Origin of the sequence: Pseudomonas monachiensis (assembly GCF_047345015.1) — a bacterium.
Lineage (GTDB): Bacteria > Pseudomonadota > Gammaproteobacteria > Pseudomonadales > Pseudomonadaceae > Aquipseudomonas > Aquipseudomonas monachiensis.
Map to the genome: position 1 here is coordinate 919,025 of NZ_CP178857.1, position 20,094 is coordinate 939,118.

Sequence of the window (20,094 nt, forward strand, 5' to 3'; positions counted from 1 at the left end):
TGACGGGCAATCCAGGGATCGCCAATGACTTCGATGCCGGGTTATCGACTTGTCGGGGGCAGGCTTTAGGGTCAATACCTATCTCGGACCAAATGGTGGACCTTTGTGGCGAGGGAGCTTGCTCCCGCTCGGCTGCGCAGCAGTCGCAAAATCGTCTTGCCTGAAACTGTGCACTGCCGGATCTGGGAGCGCTTCGCACTCCAGCGGGAGCAAGCTCCCTCGCCACAGGATGCTCACTTCATGCCGAGTCTTTTGGCCATCCGCCCCAGGTTCGCCCGATCCAGGCCCAGCTCACGGGCCGCGCTTGCCCAGTTGTTGTTGTGCCGCTCCAGGCAGGCACCGATCAATTGACGCTGATAATGCTCGGTGGCTTCGCGCAAGTCGCCGGTCACCGCTTGCGTGAGGGTAGCGACGGGTTGCTCGGCAGCGGCTTCAACGCTGGCATTGGGCAAGTCCAGGTCGGCGGCGCTCAAGCTGAGAATTTTCGGCCGTTCCTTGCAATTGCCCAGGGCCTTCAAGGCGCTGCGGCCGATCAAGTGTTCAAGCTCGCGCACGTTGCCGGGCCAGTCGTAGGCCAATAGCGCGGCCTGGGCGTCGCTGGTCAGGCGCAGGCTGTTGAGGCCCATGCGCGAACGGTTCTGCTCCAGGAAGTAACCGCTGAGCAGCAGCACATCGCGCCCGCGATCGCGCAGGGCCGGCACCAGCAGTGGATAAACGCTGAGGCGATGGTAGAAGTCGGCGCGGTAACGGCCGCTGCGCACTTCTTCGGCGAGGTCACGGTTGGTCGCCGCGATCAGGCGCACGTCGACCTGATGCTCCTGGTCCGAACCCAGTCGCTGCAACTGGCCGCTCTGCAGCACTCGCAACAACTTGGCCTGCACGGTCAGCGACAACTCACCGACTTCATCGAGGAACAGCGTGCCGCCATTGGCCAGTTCGAACTTGCCGCGGCGGTCGTTCATTGCCCCGGTAAAGGCGCCGCGAACATGGCCGAACAACTCGCTCTCCACCAATGTGTCGGGCAACGCGGCACAGTTGAGGCTGATAATCGGTTTGTCGGCGCGGGGCGAGGCCGCATGGATGGCCTGGGCCACCAACTCCTTGCCGACCCCGGTTTCACCGGTGATCAACACGGTCAGGTCGCTACCGCCCACCAGGCTGATTTCTTCGACCAGACGCTTGTGGGCCTTGCTCTGGCCGATCATTTCGCGATTCTGCTGGCCGCTGGCCTGGCGGTAGACCTCGGCGCGTTGATGTTCATCTTCGACCCGGTTGTTCAACCGCTCGATGCGCTCGGCGGCGTTGACCGTGGCCGCTGCAAGGCTGGCGAAGGCTTGCAGGGCATCCAGTTCGATCGGTTCGAAGCGCTCCGGGTCGAGGGCATCGAGGGTCAGCAGACCCCAGGGGCGCTCGTCGATGAACAGCGGGCAACCCATGCAGTCGTGGACTTCCAGATGATCATCCAGGCCATCGACCAGGCCGTCATAGGGGTCAGGCAAGTTGCTGTCGGCAGCGAAACGGGTCGGGCCGGGGCCGCTGAGCAGCGCTTCGAAGCGCGGATGCTCGCTGACCTTGAAGCGCCGGCCGAGGGTGTCGGTACTCAAGCCGTCGACGGCCAGCGGCACCAGCCATTCACCATCAAGGCGCAGCAGGGCGGCGGCATCGCACGGGAGCAGGGCGCGCATGGCTTCCAGCAAGCGTCGATAACGCTCACCTTCGGGCAGTTCGCGGGACAGGTCGGAGACCAGGGGCAGCAGGGCGGTGAGCAGTGATTTTGCAGTCATAGTGACTCCGTGTAGTCGGTATGACTATAAAGCAGGCAGTGTCTAAATGACTATTAAGTTGTTAAGGTATTGATTTATAAGAATTAAATAGTTGGCACGAAAGCTGATACGCATAGGGTAATCCGTTAGCAACCCAAGAAGATCAGGAGTCACCTTATGCTGAGCGCTCAAGACCGTGCCATCGTCAAATCCACCGTGCCGCTGCTTGAAAGCGGTGGTGAGGCGCTGATCACGCACTTCTACCGCATGATGCTCTCCGAATACCCGGAAGTCCGCCCGCTGTTCAACCAGGCCCACCAGGCCAGCGGTGATCAGCCGCGTGCGTTGGCCAACGGCGTATTGATGTATGCGCGCCATATCGACCAGCTCGACCAGTTGGGCGACCTGGTGGCCAAGATCATCAACAAGCACGTGGCCCTGCAGATCCTGCCTGAGCACTATCCGATTGTCGGCAGCTGCCTGCTGCGGGCCATCGCCGAGGTATTGGGCGAAGAGATCGCCACCCCGGAGGTGATCGCGGCCTGGGGCGCGGCCTACGGCCAGTTGGCGGACATCCTGATCGGTGCCGAAACCAGCATCTATGACCAGAAGGAACAGGCACCGGGCGGCTGGCGCGGGGCGCGGGAATTCATCGTGGCAGGCAAAGTCCAGGAGAGCGCCGAGATCACTTCGTTCTACTTCGAGCCCGCGGACAAAGGTCCTACCCTGCTGGCAGAACCCGGCCAGTACATCGGCATGAAACTGATCCTCGACGGTGAAGAGATCCGTCGTAACTACTCGCTGTCGGCGCTGGCAAACAAAGGCCAGTACCGCATCAGCGTCAAACGTGAGGACGGTGGCCGCGCTTCCAGCTTCCTGCACGACCAGTTGCAGGTTGGCGCCAGCATCGAGTTGTTCCCACCATCGGGCGATTTCGTCCTGACGGCCAGCGACAAGCCACTGGTGCTGATCAGCGGTGGCGTCGGCATCACCCCGACCCTGGCAATGCTCGAAGCGGCGCTGGAAACCCAGCGGCCGGTGCATTTCATCCACTGCGCGCGCAACGGCAGCGTCCATGCCTTCCGCGACTGGATCGACGGCCTGGCCGAGCGTCACCCGCAACTCAAGCGCTTCTACTGCTACGCCGAAGATGACGGCGTGAGCCCGGCAGCGCACAAGGTCGGTTTGTTGAGCCAGCAGCAGCTGAATGCTTGGCTGCCGGAGCAGCGTGATCTGGATGCCTACTTCCTGGGGCCGAAAGGTTTCATGTCGGCCGTCAAACGCCACCTGAAAGCCTTGGGGGTGCCGGAGAAGCAGAGCCGTTACGAGTTCTTCGGGCCGGCAGCGGCGCTGGAGTAACCCCTAATAAAGATCGCAGCCTTCGGCAGCTCCTACAGGATGCAATCCATTCCGATGTAGGAGCTGCCGGAGGCTGCGATCTTTTGATCTTTCTGGTTAAAAGTTAATCCCTCCTTAACCGTCCTGTCGTCTATTCCCTGCGACATCCCCCTTGCTACGCGCCAGCTCTCAAAGATCAGGCCAGCGTGTAGACTGGCGGGCAATCGATATCTTGAAGGGAAACGCGATGAGCGATGAATCCATGCGGTTGGGCCGTGAACGGCGCTATCTGGTGTTGCTGGGCATCATTTGCCTGGCGCTGATCGGCGGTGCGCTGTACATGCAAATTGTTCTGGGCGAGGCCCCTTGCCCGCTGTGCATCCTGCAACGTTACGCGTTGCTGCTGATCGCGATCTTTGCCTTCATCGGCGCGGCCATGCGCGGCCGTCGCAGCATCACGGTGTTTGAAACCCTGGTGGTGATCTGTGCTGTGGCAGGCGCAGGCGTTGCCGGGCATCACGTCTATACGCAGTTTTATCCGGCGGTCAGCTGTGGCATCGATGTGTTGCAACCGATTGTCGATGACTTGCCGCTGGCGAAGATCTTCCCGCTGGGTTTCCAGGTCGACGGTTTCTGCTCCACGCCATACCCGCCGATCCTCGGCCTGTCGCTGGCGCAGTGGGCGCTGGTCGCCTTCGTGCTGATCGTGGTGCTGGTGCCGTTGCTGACCTCGCGTAACCGCAAAGCGCTGCGCTGAGTTCATCTGCCGCCACGCATTGTCGGACAAAAAAAGCCCCGGTCCTCGAAGAGAGGGCCGGGGCTTTTTTTGTCGTGCAGAGCACATTTCAGAGGCCGGGTAAAAAGACCGTGACGGGCGGCAATCAAGGGTGCGACACATGTGCGACATGTTGTCACAGAGTCGGTGTCGCAGGGCGTTCGAGGAGGCCGGATTGGTACATGGAAACGTAACGAAATCGGGTTGTTTTGCAGGCGGGCGGTTTTTTCCATTGCAGGCACGAACAGGCAGTTTTAACAGGCTCTGGCGAATGCCCGGAGCCCCCGTCATATCGGGCCTTGGGCAAGGTCAAGGGCAGAGAAGAGGGACTGGATACTGTCTGAACCGTGGGTGGAAGGCCTACTTATTTTGGTGTTTTTGTTGAGAATGAATTTCGATAAGATGCGCCACTTTTGCGAAAACGGTTAATGATTGTTGCCGGTTCGGATAAAAATTATTTCGGGATGAGACATGGTTTATAAAACGTTACATATCTACAATCGCCCGCACTGAATTCCCGGCACTGCTCAATTCTTAACCAGAGGTGAGCAGGAACAGGGTGTCGAGAGGTCTGGTGGCTTCATGCGATTCCCAGGTGTCGGAGCCTCCAACTACCCGCACCAAATGGAATTGGTCTGTAACAAGGCCTTTGACCACGTATTCGAATAAGAACTCACCGCAGGCCCGGGATTTGTCGTACAGCGTCTGACGCACGACGGGCATGCCCTTATTCAATCCAAGAAAAATGCCAACCCTTGGCAGGGTGAAGTGTTGGCGATCAAAACCCAACTGCATTGCGCAAGCTGCTTTAGAGGTCGTGAGATGAGTAAAAACAGGTACCCCAGACTACTAGGCTTATTGCCGCTGATCGGCACGTTGTTGCTGTCAGGCTGCAACATGACCTTGCTCAATCCCAAGGGCCAGGTTGGTCTGGACGAGCGAAACCTGATCATCACCGCAACGCTGCTGATGCTGTTGGTCGTGGTTCCGGTCATCGTCATGACCTTCCTGTTCGCCTGGAAATACCGCGCGTCCAACACCAACGCCACCTACACCCCGAAATGGAACCACTCCACCAAGATCGAGATCGCGGTGTGGGCTGTTCCAGTGCTGATCATCATTGCCCTGGGTTACGTCACCTACAAGTCGACCCACGCCCTTGACCCGTACAAGCCGCTGGAATCCGACGTCAAGCCTGTGACCATCGAAGTGGTCGCGCTGGACTGGAAGTGGCTGTTCATCTATCCGGAACAAGGCATCGCCACGGTCAACAAGATCGTGTTCCCGGCCCACACCCCGATCAACTTCAAGATCACTTCCGACGCCGTGATGAACTCGTTCTTCATCCCTGCGCTGGGCGGCCAGATCTACGCGATGGCGGGCATGCAGACCAAACTGCACCTGATCGCCAACGAAAACGCTGAAATGGACGGTATCTCCGCCAACTACAGCGGCGCGGGTTTCACCGGTATGAAATTCAAGGCGATCGCCACTTCCCAGGAAGATTTCGACGCTTGGGTAAGTGAAGTCAAAAAGGCACCTAAACAGCTTGAACAAGCTGAATACGCAGCCCTTGCCAAGCAGAGCCAGAACAACCCAGTCGAGCTCTACTCCTCGGTGACACCGAACCTGTTCCAGACCATCGTCGACAAGTACGAAGGCATGAAACCGGGTCCGAAAGTGAAGCACGAGAAAGAAGAGAAAGAAGTGGCCGCTACGCAAGGAATGGACATGAACGCGCATTCAGCTGCCGGGGCAGAGGAGTAAACGATGTTTGGTAAATTAAGTTGGGAAGCGGTCCCGTTCCACGAGCCGATCGTAATGGTGACCATCGCCATGATCGCGCTCGGCGGTCTGGCACTGTTCGCGGGTATCACTTACTTCAAGAAGTGGACCTACCTGTGGACCGAGTGGCTGACGTCGGTCGACCACAAGAAAATCGGCGTGATGTACATCATCGTCGCCATGGTCATGCTGCTGCGCGGCTTCGCCGACGCCATCATGATGCGTACCCAGCTGGCCATGGCCACCGAGGGTTCGCCTGGCTACCTGCCACCTGAACACTATGACCAGATCTTCACCGCTCACGGTGTGATCATGATCATCTTCATGGCGATGCCATTCTTCACCGGCCTGATGAACCTTGCAGTGCCGCTGCAGATCGGCGCGCGTGACGTTGCCTACCCGTTCCTGAACTCCCTGAGCTTCTGGCTGCTGGTATCCGGCGTAGTGCTGATCAACCTGTCCCTGGGCGTCGGCGAATTCGCCAAGACCGGCTGGGTTGCCTATCCGCCGCTGTCGGGCCTGCAATACAGCCCTGGCGTGGGGATGGACTACTACATCTGGGCGCTACAGCTATCGGGCCTGGGTACGACGCTGACGGGGGTCAACTTCCTGGCCACCGTGCTGAAAATGCGTACCCCTGGCATGAAGCTGATGGACATGCCGATCTTCACCTGGACCTGCACCTGGGCCAACGTCCTGATCGTGGCTTCGTTCCCGATCCTGACCGCTACCCTGGCACTGCTGACGCTTGACCGTTACATGGATTTCCACATTTTCACCAACGAACTTGGTGGTAATCCGATGATGTACGTGAACCTGTTCTGGGCATGGGGTCACCCTGAGGTGTACATCCTGATCCTGCCAGCGTTCGGTATCTTCTCCGAAGTCATCTCGACCTTCACCGGCAAGAAACTGTTCGGCCACCACTCGATGGTCTACGCATCGGGCGCGATCTCGATCCTGGGCTTCATGGTTTGGCTGCACCACTTCTTCACCATGGGTTCGGGGGCCAGCGTCAACGCCTTCTTCGGTCTGGCGACGATGCTGATTTCCATCCCGACGGGTGTGAAGCTGTTCAACTGGCTGTTCACCATCTACCAGGGCCGTCTGCGTTTCACCAGCCAGGTGCTGTGGACCCTGGGCTTCATGGTGACCTTCGCCATCGGCGGCATGACCGGCGTACTGCTGGCCATCCCGGGTGCCGACTTCGTTCTGCACAACAGCCTGTTCGTGATCGCGCACTTCCATAACGTGATCATCGGCGGTGCGGTATTCGGTTACATCGCAGGTTTCGCGTTCTACTTCCCTAAAGCGTTCGGCTTCAAGCTGCACGAAGGCTGGGGCAAGGCAGCATTCTGGTTCTGGATCAGCGGCTTCTTCGTCGCGTTCATGCCGCTCTACGCTCTGGGCTTCATGGGCATGACCCGTCGCCTGAACGCCACTACCAACCCTGAGTGGGTGCCGTACCTGTACGTTGCCATGTTCGGCGCGGTGATGATCGCCGCGGGTATCGCTTGCCAGCTGATCCAGCTGTACGTCAGCGTGCGTGACCGCAACAAGCCGGAAAACATGTGCGAACACGGCGACCCGTGGAATGCACACACCCTGGAATGGTCGACCTCGTCGCCACCTCCGTTCTACAACTTCGCCGTGCTGCCAAAAGCCGACGTAGTCGACCCGTTCACCGAAGCCAAGGAAAACGGCACTGCGTACAAGGCCCCGGCCAAGTACGAGCCGATCCACATGCCAAACAACACCGCCACCGGTGTGGTCATGGGTGCTCTGTTGACCGTGTTCGGTTTCGCGATGATCTGGCACATCTGGTGGCTGGCAATCGCTGGCCTGGCCGGCACCGTGATCTACTTCGTGATCCACGCGGCCCGTGATGATCAAGGCTATATGGTGCCGGTCGACGTGATCGAGCGCATCGAAGCCGAGCAGCACAAGCGTCTGGTAGCGGCAGGGAAAATCCCGGCCACCGCCACCCGTGTTGAAACCTCGTTGGAACAGGCTTAAACCATGTCGAACTTAGTGACCAATGCTGGACACACCCATGTCGATGGACATGGGCATGATGACCATCACCACGACTCGGGCGAGATGACCGTATTCGGTTTCTGGCTCTACCTGATGACCGACTGCATTCTGTTTGCGTCGATCTTCGCGGCGTACGCGGTACTGGTTAACAACGTAGCGGGTGGCCCGTCGGGCCACGACATCTTCGAACTGCCATACGTACTGGGCGAAACCGCCCTGCTGCTGTTCAGTTCGATCACCTACGGCTTCGCCATGCTGGCGTTCTTCCGTGGCAACAAGAAGCAGGTCCTGGGCTGGCTGGCCATGACCTTCCTGTTCGGTGCCGGCTTCATCGGCATGGAGATCAACGAGTTCCACATGTTGATCTCCGAGGGCTACGGCCCTAGCCGTTCCGGCTTCCTGTCCGGGTTCTTCACCCTGGTCGGCACCCACGGTCTGCACGTGACCAGCGGTCTGATCTGGATGGCGATCATGATGTATCAGGTGCAGAAAAACGGCCTGACGGCGACCAACAAGACCCGTCTGAGCTGCCTGAGCCTGTTCTGGCACTTCCTGGACGTCGTGTGGATCTGCGTATTCACCGTTGTTTATCTGATGGGGACTATGTAAATGGCTAACACAGCTCATTCCCAAAATGGCCATGACAGCCACGACGCCGGTCACGGCAGCGTCAAGTCCTACGGCATCGGTTTCATCCTGTCGGTGATCCTGACCCTGATCCCGTTCGGGCTGGTGATGTACCCGACGCTGCCGAAGTCGATCACCCTGATGATCGTCGTCGCGTTCGCAGTCATCCAGGTGCTGGTGCACCTGGTGTACTTCCTGCACCTGGACCGTTCGGCCGCGCAGCGTAACAACGTGATTGCGTTTGTCTTTGCCGCGATCGTGATTGTCCTGCTGGTTGGCTTGTCGCTGTGGATCATGTTCAGCATCCACACGTTCATGATGGCGAAGTGAGGAAGATCCGCATGTCCCTTAAGCACTTTATCCAAATCACCAAACCGGGGATCATTTTCGGTAACGTGCTTTCTGTGGCAGGCGGATTTTTCCTGGCCTCCAAAGGGCATGTCGATCTGGCCATCTTCCTGGCCGCCATGATCGGCACGTCCCTGGTGGTTGCCTCCGGTTGCGTGTTCAACAACTGCATCGACCGCGACATCGACATCAAGATGGAACGCACCAAGAACCGCGTGCTGGTCCAGGGCTTGATCTCCCTGAAACTGGCCCTGATCTATGCGACCGTCCTGGGTGTTGCCGGCGTTGCCCTGTTGTACAAGGTGGCCAACCCGTTGGCCGCGTTGTTCGCGGTAATCGGCTTCGTGATCTACGTCGGCTTCTACAGCCTGTACCTCAAGCGCAAGTCGGTTCACGGCACGCTGGTGGGCAGTCTGTCGGGTGCCATGCCGCCAGTGATCGGTTACGTCGCAGTCAGCAACACCTTCGACATGGCCGCGCTGACCCTGCTGGTGATGTTCAGCCTGTGGCAGATGCCGCATTCCTACGCCATCGCGATCTTTCGCTTCAACGATTACCTGGCCGCATCGATTCCGGTGCTGCCAGTGAAGCGCGGCATCCAGGTGGCCAAGAAGCACATCCTGCTCTACATCCTGGCCTTCCTCGTGGCGACCTTGATGCTGACCTTCAGCGGTTACGCCGGCATGAGCTACCTCGCCGTCGCCGCGGCCATGGGCATGTACTGGCTGTACATGGCCTGGACCGGCTACAAGGCAGTGGATGACACGGTCTGGGCACGCAAGCTGTTCGTGTTCTCGATCTTCACCATTACCGCGTTGAGCGTGATGATGTCCCTGGACTTCAAAGTGCCGAGCGAGTTGCTGCTGACGTACGCGCCTTAAGGTTTAGATGTTGTAACGAAAAGCCCCGCCTTCGAGAGAAGAGCGGGGCTTTTTATTGTTGTTTTCAAATGAATCGAGTTGCCGCCATCGCGAGCAAGCTCGCTCCCACATTGGACTAGCGTCATCGCTGATATCGAGCACGACGCGGACCCTGTGGGAGCGAGCTTGCTCGCGATGGCGGCGGCGCGGAGTACCTCGTTCATCGAAATTACAGCCCATCTCAAAGAGCACTCTTGGTTTGCTTAGCTATAAGCAAGTTGCCTATAGTTACAAGTCGATACCACGAGGTACCCCATGAAAAAACGCGACCTGTTTGCAGAGTTGATGCAGGGCGTTGATGAGATGGCGGCTCAACGCGAAGGCAAGATTACATTGCGCAATACGGTTGTGGAGGACATCCCTGCATCAGAGGTGGGGGCGCAAGAAATCGTTGCGCTACGGGAAAAGCTGCACATGTCCCAGGCTGTTTTCGCCAAGCGAATTCGAACCAGTCCCAGCACCCTGAGAAACTGGGAGCAGGAAAAGTCGAAGCCCAATGCTCAGGCCGCCTTGCTGATCAGGTTGGTTGAGAAGTTTCCGGATATGGTTGATCGACTGGCAGTCGTCTGATCACATCGTCGAATATCTGAAAAGCCCCGCGTTTCAAACGAAACGCGGGGCTTTTTCATTTATGTGCGGTTGTTACACGGTGCGTCGAGCACTTTCACCACGTCATCGATGATTGCCTTGCTCATGTCCTGCAAAAAGTGCGAGGCCCAGGCGTGCCGGTCGGAGTCGCGAACCATGGCGGCGTCTGAGGCGAGGAGTTTGGCGATATGGAGGAGGTCGGAGGCGTGGTAGAGGGCTTCGATCACCGGGACGCCGGCGTTGATGCGAAACAGTGGTTCGTTGGCGTGGTAGGAGAAGGGGGTGAGGCCGATGGTTTTGAGGTCTTGGGGATTGGTCATTGGGCTTCACCTCTTACTGGGCTGGAGGTGGAGGGGCATGACTGGTGTAGCAGACGGATCGATAGCGTTCATGAGTAAAACTCCCGTATAAAATTGAGAGCTACCACGTTCGTTCTCAGGCGAATGGGTGGCAGCTATGCGCGGGCTGAGAAACCGGAGATACAGGAATCCGGCAGACCCGAAGGTCTCCCACGCACAGCCGCCATTGCACGAGTGTGTAGACACAAAAAAGCGCCGGCAATCGTGATTGGTGGCGCTTGTGCGCCCGTATTTTACCCGGGTTCTCAGGCCCGGTCGCTGAATTGGCAGCGACCGGGCGAAGTTAGCCGGCAAGGATGAGGTCGGCAATCGTAGCGATCTGGTGGCCGGGGATGGCCGGGACACCGCAGACCCTGTGGGAGCGGGCTTGCCCGCGATGGCGGTGTGTCAGGCAACATTGATGCTGGATGTGACGGCCTCATCGTCGGATCGCCGCCCGGAGCAAGCCCGCTCCCACAGGGTCGAGGGCAGTCAGCTATTTTGGGGGATTATCAAGCAACCGGAAAAACCGCTCCCGCACTTGCAGGCTGTCACTATGAGCCACATTGAATCGCAGGAACTGGCTGGCATCCGGCCCTTTGCTCAGCAAGGTGCCCGGCGCCAATACCATGTTGTTCTCCAACCCCTGGCGAGCCAGGTTCTCGGCATGCAAGCCGTCCGGCAACCGTGCCCAGATAAACACACCTTCGCCGGGCAACGAGGAAAGCGAACACCCGGCCTGCGCCAGCCAACCGGCCACACGGCTATTGGATTCATACAACCGATCTACCGTGCGACGCGCATGCTTGGCATAGCTGCCGTCGCTGAGCATGGTGCAGGTGATCTGCTCTGCCAGTTCCGAGGTCACGCCGCCGCAGGCCATTTTCAGGGCGACCATGCGCGCCGCCAGTTGCGGCGAGAGCACGGTGTAGCTGACGCGGCTGTTGGCGGTCAGGGTCTTGGAGAAACCGGAGACGTAACTCACATGATCCAACCCACTGGCGGCCAGGCGCGGGGTGCGGCGTTGCTGGATGTCGCAGTACAGATCGTCTTCGACGATGTGCAAGCCATAACGGTGGCTCAGTTCCAGCAAGCGGTAGACCTGGGCCGGGGTGAACGAGTGACCGGTGGGGTTATGCAGCGTGCTGTTGGTCATGTACAGCACGGGTTTGTGGGCGATCAGCAGTTGCTCGAACGCGTCGAGGTCCATGCCGTCGCAATCCCGGGCGATGGTGATGACTTTGGCTCCATGCAACGCCAGGTTGGCGTGCATGTTGAAGTAGCAGGGGTCGTCGAGCAGCACGGTGTCGCCGGGTTTGACCAGCAGGCGCATCAGCAGGTCGATGGCCTGCATGGTGTTGGCGGTGGTGATGATCTGGTCCACCGACGCCTCGATGCCGAAGGTTGCCAGTTTGACCCGCAGGGCCTGGCGCAACGGCAAGTAACCGCCGGCTACGCCGTACTCGCCCATGCGCAACGAAGTTGCTCGCAGGGTGGCGCGCACGGCTTTCTGCAATTCTTCGGCGGGTAGCCACGAGGTTGGCAGAAAACCGCAGCCGGGGCGCAGCGCACCGTTGTCCAGCAGCAAGGCGCGACGAATCACGCTGAGGGTGTCCTGGGGTTGCAGGTCCGGGCCGGTGCCGCTTTTGAGCGCCGCTTCGGAGCGGTGCACGTAATGCCCGGAGCCCTGGCGAGACACCACCAGCCCCTTGGCGCGCATACGATCCAGGGCATCGACCACCGTGGACTTGCCCACGTTCATCAAGTCGGAGAGTTCGCGAATCGGCGGCAGCTTGGCGCCGTGGGGCAGGCCCCCGGTGCTGATGGCTTGCGTCAGCTGATCGACGATCTGCTGCACCAGCGGCGCGCCGGGCTGGAATTCAATGGCGGCGATGACTGCGCGTTGAACCTGCATTTTACTGGTCTCTCCGGCAGTAAAGTTCGTTGGATTCTATACGAACTTGCCCTGATCAGGACAAGCCTCTCTCTCTACCATGCTCTTACAGACTTTTCTGAATGTCGGCCTTTGTCGGCGGGCGTTCACCCGGTTCTTGAGGTGCTGCATGAGTGTCGAAACAGCGGTCGCGGTGGCTAAACCGGTCATTAACCTGCGGTTATTCACGATCCGGATCATCACCGCCGTCTCGCTGTTCGCGGTACTGGGCAAGGCCAACGTCTGGCTCGACACGGCCACCAACAGCATCCTGGCCCTTGGGTATCGCGCTTTGTTGCTGCTGTTGCCCCTGACTTTACTGGTGCTTGGCCGCCGTTCCCTGAGCGTCACCCTGCTGTGTGCCGGCCTTGGCCTGGTGCTGCTGGCGCTGACCAGCAATCAAGGCATGGTGATGTTTGCTGCCGCGCTGTTTGCCTACGGCATCGCCATTGCCGGTTACCTGATCAAGAGCGAAGCGGCCCAGACCAAGGAAGGCGCGGCCTACAACCGCGTGGCCATGAACATGGGCAGCCTGGTGGCCGGTTTGATCCTGCTGTCGCCGCTGCTCACGCCGACGATGTTTTTCCTTGGTGCGGCGGCCTTCGTTTTGCTGTGCCTGCCGATCGCCCTCGGCGCGACCTTCACCACCGAGCCGGTGGTCTCCCGCCCGGCCAGCCAGACCGGCAGCAACTGGGGCAACAAACTGCCCTGGGTGATCGCCGGCATCATCATGGGCATCAAGCTGTTCGGGGTGTTCTCGATCCTGCCACAGGCAATCCTGCTCAAGACCGGCGAACTGCCGGCCTGGTACGGCTTGATGCTGATCCTCAACAGCGCCGTGGTGGTGTTCGCCCAGGTGCCGGTGATGAAGCTGATCGAGCGCACCGGGCGCTTCAAGGTCGTGTCGGTGATCGCGATCATCGTCGGCGGTTTTGCGGTGCTGTCTTCGCCTGCAGCGTTCCACGTCGAAACCCTCGCCGGGGCGTTGGTCTGGGTGGCGCTGCTGTCCATCGCCGAATGCGCCTTCAGCTACCTCGATTACTTCTCGGTCAAGCAAAACAACATGTTCGTCAAGGAAGTGTCCCTGGGCGTCGGGGCCGGGCTGACCGTATTGATCATGCGGGTGGTGCCGGCGCCGTACAACGCGCTGGTGCTGGCCGCCATCGGTGCCGCTGGGATCCTGGCCTGGTACTGGTTCAACCGTAAATCCAATGCGTCGTTGCATGACTGAGTCATCGCCGTTGCGGTTTTCACCTTGCAGGTCGGGGGCATTATGAATACGACTTCATGCGTAGTAGTGGTCGGTTACAACGGCAATCGGGTGCACGACATCCAGAAGCTGCGCGAGCTGTGCAAGTCGCTCTACAACGCCAGGCTCATCCTGCTGGTCGAGAAAATTCAGCCCCACGACGACCAGGTGGCCGATCACGTCTGCAGCACTTCGCTGGCCGAAGACGATGTGGCGGCGTCCCTTGAACTGGTGGTGGGGTGCCTGAATGCCGACAGCTGGAAGCTGATCGGCGTACTGCCGTTCTCCGATCGCGGCGTGCTGCTCGGTGCAGCGCTGGCCACTCACTTCGGCCTGCCGGGCATTACCCCTGGCGAAGCGCGGGCGGGCCTGGACAAGCAGATCTTCCGCCAACTCGAAGCGACGGCCAGCAGTGCCCCCGAAGAATACCGGCCAGTGTTTTCCGCGCGGGTCGCAAGCCTGTCGGAACTGCGCCAGCGCGTCGTCGAACTGGGCGGAAAAGCCTTCATCAAGCCGGCCTGCGAAGGTGCGAGCCGGGGCTGTCGTGTCATCCACCACCCTTCGGAATGCGATGACGCCTGGCTCGCCCTGAAGCCTTACCGCGAAGGCGGCATCGTCCTTGAAGAGCTGGTGGAGAATGCCCGGGAATACAGTTGGGACTGTGTGGCCGGCAGCACCTGGGTGACGGAAAAAACCACCACCGAAGGCGCCTACCGCGCCGAGATCCAGCAAGTCGTGCCCGCACCGCTTGCGCCTGAGGTACAGGCGCGTTTGATGGCAGCCGGTCGGCATATGGCGGGCTTGGTATCCCTGGCCAATGGCGCCTGGCACAACGAAGTGTTCCTGCGCCGCGACAACCTGACCTCGGCCGTGGAAACCAACATGCGCCCCGGCGGCATGCACATCTGGGACCTGGCCAAACGCGCCTTCGTCAATTTCGATCCGTGGGAACGTTGGGTGCGCTGGGCAGTGGAAGGCCAGAGCGAACAGCACGAGCCAGTGGCCCGCGGTTATTGCGGCATCCGCCTGCTCAGGGCGCCGGCCGGCGGCATCCTGCGCGCAACGCCTGACATCGAGGCCCTGGCCCGCGCCCTGCGCATCGAGCTGGTGGAGGGGCAGTACGCCAGGCGTGTCGGTGACTCGGTCAGCGCGCAGATCAAGGACAACTTCTCATTCATCGGCCACATCGTGCTGTTCAACGAACACTACGGGCAACTGAGCAACGACCTGTTGCGCCTGACCGAGGCGATTGAGTCACGCATTGAGGTGACTTGCCTGGCACCGGCCACCCGCGCCGTGTGTTGAGCCGGCAAGCAACCGTTTTTTTTTGCATTACTGATCTAGAGGGTTCGATCAATGATCCAGCACATGACCTGCGATGAACGTTTCATCGCCCTGGCCAAAGAGTTTGGTTATGACATCTACGGCGAAAACACCGCAGGCGGACATTACGCGCCACTGATCCGTCATCACGATGAGCTGTACATCAGCGGCCTGGTGCCGCGCATGAACGGCAAGATCCATTACCCCGGCCGCGTCGGGCTGGATCTCACCATGGCCGATGCGCAAGCGGCCGCCAGCATCAGCGCGATGCGCGGGCTGGCGTTGATCGTCGATGCCATTGGCTCGCTGGACAAGATCAAGTCATTGATCCGGGTAACGGTCTATGTGAAGTCCACTGCGGACTTTGTCGATTTGAGTGAAGTGGCCAACGGCGCCTCGGATGTGTTCAGCCATGTGCTGGGCGATGCCGGTAAACATACCCGCACTACAGTGGGTGTTTATCAGTTACCCAAGAATGCCGCGATAGAAGTGGACATGATCGCCGCCTTGCGCCCATCGGTTTTGTAAGTTGTTTCCAGACTTTACAGTGCTGAATAGTTAACTTAAGGTTTGGCGCTAGAGTATGGGTAATAATAAAAAAGGGCGTGCGAATGGATAACTTTCAAGGTGCGTTTTTTTCATATAAGGACTTTCGTCAGAGCCTGCACCATCGAGCGCCAAGTCCCAAGGTATGGAAAGGCACTGAACTGGCGGGTATGCGTCAGACCCTTGAAGCCGGTGACGTTGATATTGTTGCGCTGGCTCACGACAAGAGCATTGCGGGCTGTGAAGTGACACCTGGCATGGCGATCGCCATGCAATGGCTGAACCCCGGCGTGACGCTCAACGGCCATGCCCATTCCTGGTGGCATCTGTTTGTCATCCAGTGCGGCAGCGGCGTGTTGACCCTCGGCGATGCCGACGGGGTCAATGTCAGCAATGGCGACGTGCTGCTGGTACCGGCCTGGACCAGACATGGCTTCGTCAACAGCAGCAGACACGAACCCCTGGCGATGCTGAACATGAGCAATATGCCGCAAATGGCACTGCTCTCGAACTTTGCCGACAGCCATGGCCTGATCACCACCCAACCGTAATTTTTCGGCGCATCAGCCGCCCAGGGAGCCCACCTTCGTCGGCTCCCTTTTTTTGTTTTTCAGACCTGCCCCGGTATCGCCTTTTGCAGCGTTATTACCGGGATTCTGGCTGCGTATCTGCCGCTGGAAAACAACTTTCTGTATCGATTGAAACGGACAAATTCTGTATCTATTCAGCCTTCATTCAACTAACTACGATCACTCCCAATGCACGTCAATCCCTGCAGTTGGTCAATGGAGTGTTCTATGGAAAACAGGAAGCTAAAACTGTATGTCGGCGCCGATCATGTCAGCGCCTTTGCGATGTCGGCTTTTGTGGCGCTCAAGGAAAAGCAACTTTCATTTGAACTGGTTACTGTTGATCTAAAAGCGCGCGAAAACTATCTGCCGAGTTATCGCGATCTTTCGCTGACCTGCAAGATTCCAACGTTGGTTCACGACGATTTTGCCTTGTCGGAATCATCGGCGATTGCCGAATACCTTGATGAACTCTCCCCGGGGCATAAAAAACTCTATCCGCAGGACCTCCGTCAGCGTGCCCGTGCCCGTCAATTGCAGGCCTGGTTGCGCAGTGACTTGCTGGTGGTGCGCAAGGAGCGCCCGTTTGACCTGGTGTACTTCGGCAAGAAAAACACCGCGCTGTCCGACGAAGCCCAAGCTGCCGTCGAGCGCCTGTTCTTCGTCGCCGGGCATTTGCTGGAGGAGGGTGCCGAGCATCTGTTCGGTGACTGGAGCATTGCCGACACCGACCTTGCAATCATGCTCAACCGACTGGTTGCCAACGGCGATCCGGTGCCTGCACGGCTCGCGGCGTATGTGCGCCGCCAGTGGGATCGCGACAGCGTCCGGGCGTGGATGGACATAGAGCGCAAAGCGCCGGCCATCGCGTAACGACACTCAGGGCAATCACCAGGAGCGCGGCCATGCAAGGACTGTCAGAGCACGAACGCTACAAACCCTATAACTCACGCACCATCCGCGACTCACCCTACTGGCACAAGCTGGCGCCGGCGTTGCAGGAGGCCATGACCGTGGTGGCCCGGGTCATGCCGTTTCGCACCAACGAATACGTGCTGGGCACGTTGATCGACTGGAACAACATTCCGGACGATCCGGTTTTTCGCATGACCTTCCCCCACAAGGACATGTTGCTGGCGGAGGAATATGCCTCGCTCAAACAACTGATCGAACTGGATGACCGCGCAGCGATCAAGCGTCGGATCGAGGCGATCTGGCGGCGCATGAACCCGCATCCGGCCGGGCAGTTGACCCACAACGGTGTCACCCTCAATGGCAAAGTCCTGCCGGGCATCCAGCACAAGTACCGCGAGACCGTGCTGTTTTTCCCCGGTGCCGGTCAGACCTGTCACGCGTACTGCACCTTCTGTTTCCGCTGGGCGCAGTTCATCGGCGAAGAAGAGCTCAAGTTCAATGCCCGCGAGTCCCAGGAGCTGGTCAGTTACCTGAGGGTGCACAGCGAAGTGACCGACGTGCTGATTACCGGCGGCGACCCGATGATCATGAACACCCGCTCCCTGGCCGGTTACATCGAGCCGCTGTTGGATTTGCCACACCTGAAGAACATCCGCATCGGCACCAAGTCCGTGGCGTACTGGCCGCAGCGTTTTGTCAGTGACAAGGATGCGCCTGAACTGCTGGAGCTGTTCCAGCGCATCGTCGCGGCGGGGAAAAACCTGTCGATCATGGGCCACTACAACCACCCCGTGGAGATCCGTCAGACCATCGCCCGCCAAGCCATCGAGCGCATTCGCTCGACGGGCGCGACGGTGCGCATGCAGGCGCCGCTGATCCGTCACATCAACGAAAACCCCGCCGATTGGGCCGCGCTGTGGACCGAAGGGGTACGGCTTGGGGCCGTGCCTTATTACATGTTCGTCGAGCGCGATACCGGCCCCAGCCACTATTTCGCGATGCCGCTGGCCAGGGCCTTCGAGATCTTCCAGGCGGCGTACCGCACGGTGTCGGGGCTTGCGCGCACGGTGCGCGGGCCGTCCATGAGCACCTTCTACGGCAAGGTGTTGATCAACGGCATCGAGACCGTCGCCGGGGAAAAGGTTTTCGTCTTGCAGTTCCTCCAGGCACGCAATCCGCAATGGGTGTTGCGCACCTTCTACGCGCGCTTCGATCCGCACGTGACCTGGTTCGACGACTTGCAACCGGCCTTCGGCGAGCGTTCGTTCTTCTTTCAGACCGAGCTCACCGCCGTGCCGGAATTGATACCCGTGTTGCTGGAAACGGCGTAGGAAAAATCATGAACAATGGGGAGATATGGATATGAGCAGTATCCCGTTTGATCAGCGCGAGGGCGTTATCTGGCTCGACGGTGAGTTCGTCGAGTGGTCCCGGGCGCAGTTGCATGTGCTGACCCATGGCCTGCATTACGCGAGCACCGTGTATGAAGGCGAGCGGGTCTACAACGGCAGGATCTTCAAGCTGCGCGAACACAGCGAGCGCTTGTATCGCTCGGCGCAACTGATGGACTTTGCCATCCCCTTTGAGCTGGCTGAACTGGAGGCGGCCAGCCACGAACTGCTGCAACGCAACCAGGTCGTTGACGGTTATCTGCGCCCAGTGGCCTGGCGCGGCAGCGAGATGATTTCCACCTCGGCGCGTTTCAACCGTGTGCACGTGGCCATCGCCTGCTGGCAATGGCCGAGCTATTTCGACCCGGCGGCGCGCATGGCCGGCATCCGCTTGAAAACCGCGAGCTGGCGTCGTCCGCCACCGAGCAGCAGCCCCTTCGAAGCCAAGGCCTCCGGGCATTACCAGATCGCCACGCTGAGCAAGCACGACGCCGAGAACACGGGCTACCACGATGCGCTGATGCTCGACTGGCGTGGCCATGTTGCCGAAGCCACCAGCGCCAATGTGTTCTTCGTCAAAGGCCGGACGCTGCACACGCCGCTGCCGGAATGTTTCCTCAACGGCATCACCCGCCAGACGGTGATCGAACTGGCCAGGGCGCTGGACTACCAGGTGGTCGAACGCACGATTCTGCCTACGGAGCTTGGCGACTTCGATGAGTGTTTTCTCACCGGCACCGCCGCCGAAATTACCCCGGTGCAGAGCATCGACGAGCAGCGCTATCGACCGGGTGACGCCTGCCGCGACTTCATTGCCGCGTACACCTCAACCGTCAACGCCGGATAACCCGCCAGGAATCTCACCATGTCAGACCAAGGGATTGTTGCGTCTCAACCTTGCATTTCGCTCGGCCATCGTCATGAAGAACTGTCGACGTTGGGCTGGACGGTGTTGACCCCGGACGAATTTGCCGATGATGTCGTAGGCACCTTGAGCGAATTCGGCCCGATTATTCCGCAGTTCAACGGCCAGATGGCCTTTGCCATTACCCGCAAGCCGGGTTACGAAGACTTGCCGTATTCCCAGAGCATGAACGGCATCGGCCCGCACACTGAAGCGCCAGTGTACGGGCCGCCGCCGCGCTACCTGGCGTTGCATTGCCATAAACAGGCCACGTGCGGCGGTGGGCACACCGGTTTGGTGGACGGTTATGAATTTCTCAAGTTCCTGGAGCGCAGTGAACCAGAACTGCGTGAGTGGCTGGATGACTCGCCGGTAGAATTTGTCGCCACCGCCAAACCGGGTGAACCGGGACAGCGGCGGGTCAAGGAATACATCCTCACGCCTACGCAAGACGGGGATATTTTCCGCTTCAGCTACAACCAGTTTCACTACGGCGACGTGAATCCGTCCAGGGAAGCCCTGCAGCAATCGCTGGTGACCAACAGCACCTCGCCACTGGCCAGGTTTGCCGTGCTCGGTGAAGCGTACTTCGTCGAGCACAACATTGCGGTGCTGATTCCCGACGGGTGCCTGCTGATTTGGGACAACTGGCGAATGATCCACGCCCGCAGTCGTTACACTGACCCGGCGCGCAACCTGACCCGCTATTGGCTGGCCTGATTTTTCCGTCGCCCTTCATTCTTTT

Annotated in this window: 20 protein-coding genes; 16 read left to right on the forward strand and 4 right to left on the reverse strand. The window is 59.4% G+C overall.

From position 1 onward, the window contains the following. Positions 1-233: 233 nt before the first annotated feature. A complete protein-coding gene (gene norR, locus ACMDB8_RS04030) occupies positions 234-1,784 on the reverse strand; it encodes a nitric oxide reductase transcriptional regulator NorR (protein ID WP_056728471.1) in 1,551 nt (516 codons plus the stop codon). 156 nt (positions 1,785-1,940) lie between these two features. On the opposite strand from norR, the gene hmpA reads away from it, so the two are divergent. After that, on the forward strand, positions 1,941-3,122 hold the full coding sequence (gene hmpA / locus ACMDB8_RS04035) for an NO-inducible flavohemoprotein (RefSeq protein WP_409078284.1): 1,182 nt from the start codon (positions 1,941-1,943) through the stop codon (positions 3,120-3,122). Between the two features lie 226 nt (positions 3,123-3,348). Continuing rightward, entirely contained in the window at positions 3,349-3,858 is a 510-nt protein-coding gene (locus ACMDB8_RS04040) for a disulfide bond formation protein B (protein WP_056728475.1), read from the forward strand. A 552-nt stretch (positions 3,859-4,410) separates the two neighbouring features. Here the strand turns inward: ACMDB8_RS04040 and ACMDB8_RS04045 are convergent. Then, a complete protein-coding gene (locus ACMDB8_RS04045; RefSeq protein WP_056728477.1) occupies positions 4,411-4,671 on the reverse strand; it encodes a hypothetical protein in 261 nt (86 codons plus the stop codon). A gap of 27 nt (positions 4,672-4,698) precedes the next feature. On the opposite strand from ACMDB8_RS04045, the gene cyoA reads away from it, so the two are divergent. The 6 genes from cyoA to ACMDB8_RS04075 all read left to right on the forward strand — a co-directional run bounded on the left by cyoA (position 4,699) and on the right by ACMDB8_RS04075 (position 10,163). Further along, positions 4,699-5,643 carry a ubiquinol oxidase subunit II gene (gene cyoA / locus ACMDB8_RS04050; RefSeq protein ID WP_056728479.1) on the forward strand — a complete coding sequence of 315 codons (945 nt, stop codon included), beginning with the start codon at positions 4,699-4,701 and terminating at the stop codon, positions 5,641-5,643. Positions 5,644-5,646: 3 nt separating this feature from the next. Further along, the gene (gene cyoB / locus ACMDB8_RS04055) at positions 5,647-7,677 is read left to right on the forward strand and encodes a cytochrome o ubiquinol oxidase subunit I (protein ID WP_056728481.1); all 2,031 of its coding nucleotides are present in this window, start codon (positions 5,647-5,649) and stop codon (positions 7,675-7,677) included. A gap of 3 nt (positions 7,678-7,680) precedes the next feature. After that, the gene (locus ACMDB8_RS04060; RefSeq protein WP_056728483.1) at positions 7,681-8,307 is read left to right on the forward strand and encodes a cytochrome o ubiquinol oxidase subunit III; all 627 of its coding nucleotides are present in this window, start codon (positions 7,681-7,683) and stop codon (positions 8,305-8,307) included. Next, positions 8,308-8,655, forward strand: a complete 348-nt coding sequence (cyoD, locus tag ACMDB8_RS04065; protein WP_056728485.1) for a cytochrome o ubiquinol oxidase subunit IV — start codon at positions 8,308-8,310, stop codon at positions 8,653-8,655. 11 nt (positions 8,656-8,666) lie between these two features. Beyond that, positions 8,667-9,554 carry a heme o synthase gene (gene cyoE, locus ACMDB8_RS04070; RefSeq protein WP_030128697.1) on the forward strand — a complete coding sequence of 296 codons (888 nt, stop codon included), beginning with the start codon at positions 8,667-8,669 and terminating at the stop codon, positions 9,552-9,554. 294 nt (positions 9,555-9,848) lie between these two features. Beyond that, on the forward strand, positions 9,849-10,163 hold the full coding sequence (locus ACMDB8_RS04075; protein WP_223542473.1) for a helix-turn-helix domain-containing protein: 315 nt from the start codon (positions 9,849-9,851) through the stop codon (positions 10,161-10,163). 59 nt (positions 10,164-10,222) lie between these two features. On the opposite strand, the gene ACMDB8_RS04080 is transcribed toward ACMDB8_RS04075, so the two are convergent. Both ACMDB8_RS04080 and ACMDB8_RS04085 read right to left on the reverse strand, forming a co-directional pair. Beyond that, positions 10,223-10,501, reverse strand: a complete 279-nt coding sequence (locus ACMDB8_RS04080) for a DUF3077 domain-containing protein (protein ID WP_409078283.1) — start codon at positions 10,499-10,501, stop codon at positions 10,223-10,225. Between the two features lie 514 nt (positions 10,502-11,015). Further along, positions 11,016-12,434: a PLP-dependent aminotransferase family protein gene (locus ACMDB8_RS04085; RefSeq protein WP_409078282.1), complete on the reverse strand. Its 1,419-nt coding sequence runs from the start codon at positions 12,432-12,434 to the stop codon at positions 11,016-11,018. 148 nt (positions 12,435-12,582) lie between these two features. Here ACMDB8_RS04085 and ACMDB8_RS04090 point away from each other — a divergent pair, with 148 nt between their 5' ends. The 8 genes from ACMDB8_RS04090 (at position 12,583) to ACMDB8_RS04125 (ending at position 20,069) form a co-directional block, all read left to right on the forward strand. Next, complete coding sequence (locus ACMDB8_RS04090; protein ID WP_223542470.1) at positions 12,583-13,683, forward strand: hypothetical protein; 1,101 nt, start codon at positions 12,583-12,585, stop codon at positions 13,681-13,683. Between the two features lie 42 nt (positions 13,684-13,725). Further along, positions 13,726-15,006 carry an ATP-grasp domain-containing protein gene (locus ACMDB8_RS04095; RefSeq protein WP_223542469.1) on the forward strand — a complete coding sequence of 427 codons (1,281 nt, stop codon included), beginning with the start codon at positions 13,726-13,728 and terminating at the stop codon, positions 15,004-15,006. 51 nt (positions 15,007-15,057) lie between these two features. Beyond that, entirely contained in the window at positions 15,058-15,552 is a 495-nt protein-coding gene (locus ACMDB8_RS04100; RefSeq protein WP_008018868.1) for a RidA family protein, read from the forward strand. An 83-nt stretch (positions 15,553-15,635) separates the two neighbouring features. Then, entirely contained in the window at positions 15,636-16,121 is a 486-nt protein-coding gene (locus ACMDB8_RS04105) for a cupin domain-containing protein (RefSeq protein ID WP_056728500.1), read from the forward strand. 246 nt (positions 16,122-16,367) lie between these two features. Further along, the gene (gene yfcF / locus ACMDB8_RS04110; RefSeq protein WP_056728502.1) at positions 16,368-17,012 is read left to right on the forward strand and encodes a glutathione transferase; all 645 of its coding nucleotides are present in this window, start codon (positions 16,368-16,370) and stop codon (positions 17,010-17,012) included. A gap of 32 nt (positions 17,013-17,044) precedes the next feature. Further along, entirely contained in the window at positions 17,045-18,385 is a 1,341-nt protein-coding gene (locus ACMDB8_RS04115) for a KamA family radical SAM protein (protein ID WP_409078281.1), read from the forward strand. A 31-nt stretch (positions 18,386-18,416) separates the two neighbouring features. Then, positions 18,417-19,292, forward strand: a complete 876-nt coding sequence (locus ACMDB8_RS04120) for a branched-chain amino acid aminotransferase (RefSeq protein WP_223542466.1) — start codon at positions 18,417-18,419, stop codon at positions 19,290-19,292. A gap of 18 nt (positions 19,293-19,310) precedes the next feature. Further along, complete coding sequence (locus tag ACMDB8_RS04125) at positions 19,311-20,069, forward strand: TauD/TfdA family dioxygenase (RefSeq protein ID WP_223542465.1); 759 nt, start codon at positions 19,311-19,313, stop codon at positions 20,067-20,069. Positions 20,070-20,094: the final 25 nt, after the last annotated feature.

Coding starts and splice junctions, on each gene's coding strand:
- norR (WP_056728471.1), bottom strand. CDS start 1,784: ATGACTGCAAAATCACTGCTCACCGCCCTGCTGCCCCTGGTCTCCGAC.
- hmpA (WP_409078284.1), top strand. CDS start 1,941: ATGCTGAGCGCTCAAGACCGTGCCATCGTCAAATCCACCGTGCCGCTG.
- ACMDB8_RS04040 (WP_056728475.1), top strand. CDS start 3,349: ATGAGCGATGAATCCATGCGGTTGGGCCGTGAACGGCGCTATCTGGTG.
- ACMDB8_RS04045 (WP_056728477.1), bottom strand. CDS start 4,671: ATGCAGTTGGGTTTTGATCGCCAACACTTCACCCTGCCAAGGGTTGGC.
- cyoA (WP_056728479.1), top strand. CDS start 4,699: ATGAGTAAAAACAGGTACCCCAGACTACTAGGCTTATTGCCGCTGATC.
- cyoB (WP_056728481.1), top strand. CDS start 5,647: ATGTTTGGTAAATTAAGTTGGGAAGCGGTCCCGTTCCACGAGCCGATC.
- ACMDB8_RS04060 (WP_056728483.1), top strand. CDS start 7,681: ATGTCGAACTTAGTGACCAATGCTGGACACACCCATGTCGATGGACAT.
- cyoD (WP_056728485.1), top strand. CDS start 8,308: ATGGCTAACACAGCTCATTCCCAAAATGGCCATGACAGCCACGACGCC.
- cyoE (WP_030128697.1), top strand. CDS start 8,667: ATGTCCCTTAAGCACTTTATCCAAATCACCAAACCGGGGATCATTTTC.
- ACMDB8_RS04075 (WP_223542473.1), top strand. CDS start 9,849: ATGAAAAAACGCGACCTGTTTGCAGAGTTGATGCAGGGCGTTGATGAG.
- ACMDB8_RS04080 (WP_409078283.1), bottom strand. CDS start 10,501: ATGACCAATCCCCAAGACCTCAAAACCATCGGCCTCACCCCCTTCTCC.
- ACMDB8_RS04085 (WP_409078282.1), bottom strand. CDS start 12,434: ATGCAGGTTCAACGCGCAGTCATCGCCGCCATTGAATTCCAGCCCGGC.
- ACMDB8_RS04090 (WP_223542470.1), top strand. CDS start 12,583: ATGAGTGTCGAAACAGCGGTCGCGGTGGCTAAACCGGTCATTAACCTG.
- ACMDB8_RS04095 (WP_223542469.1), top strand. CDS start 13,726: ATGAATACGACTTCATGCGTAGTAGTGGTCGGTTACAACGGCAATCGG.
- ACMDB8_RS04100 (WP_008018868.1), top strand. CDS start 15,058: ATGATCCAGCACATGACCTGCGATGAACGTTTCATCGCCCTGGCCAAA.
- ACMDB8_RS04105 (WP_056728500.1), top strand. CDS start 15,636: ATGGATAACTTTCAAGGTGCGTTTTTTTCATATAAGGACTTTCGTCAG.
- yfcF (WP_056728502.1), top strand. CDS start 16,368: ATGGAAAACAGGAAGCTAAAACTGTATGTCGGCGCCGATCATGTCAGC.
- ACMDB8_RS04115 (WP_409078281.1), top strand. CDS start 17,045: ATGCAAGGACTGTCAGAGCACGAACGCTACAAACCCTATAACTCACGC.
- ACMDB8_RS04120 (WP_223542466.1), top strand. CDS start 18,417: ATGAGCAGTATCCCGTTTGATCAGCGCGAGGGCGTTATCTGGCTCGAC.
- ACMDB8_RS04125 (WP_223542465.1), top strand. CDS start 19,311: ATGTCAGACCAAGGGATTGTTGCGTCTCAACCTTGCATTTCGCTCGGC.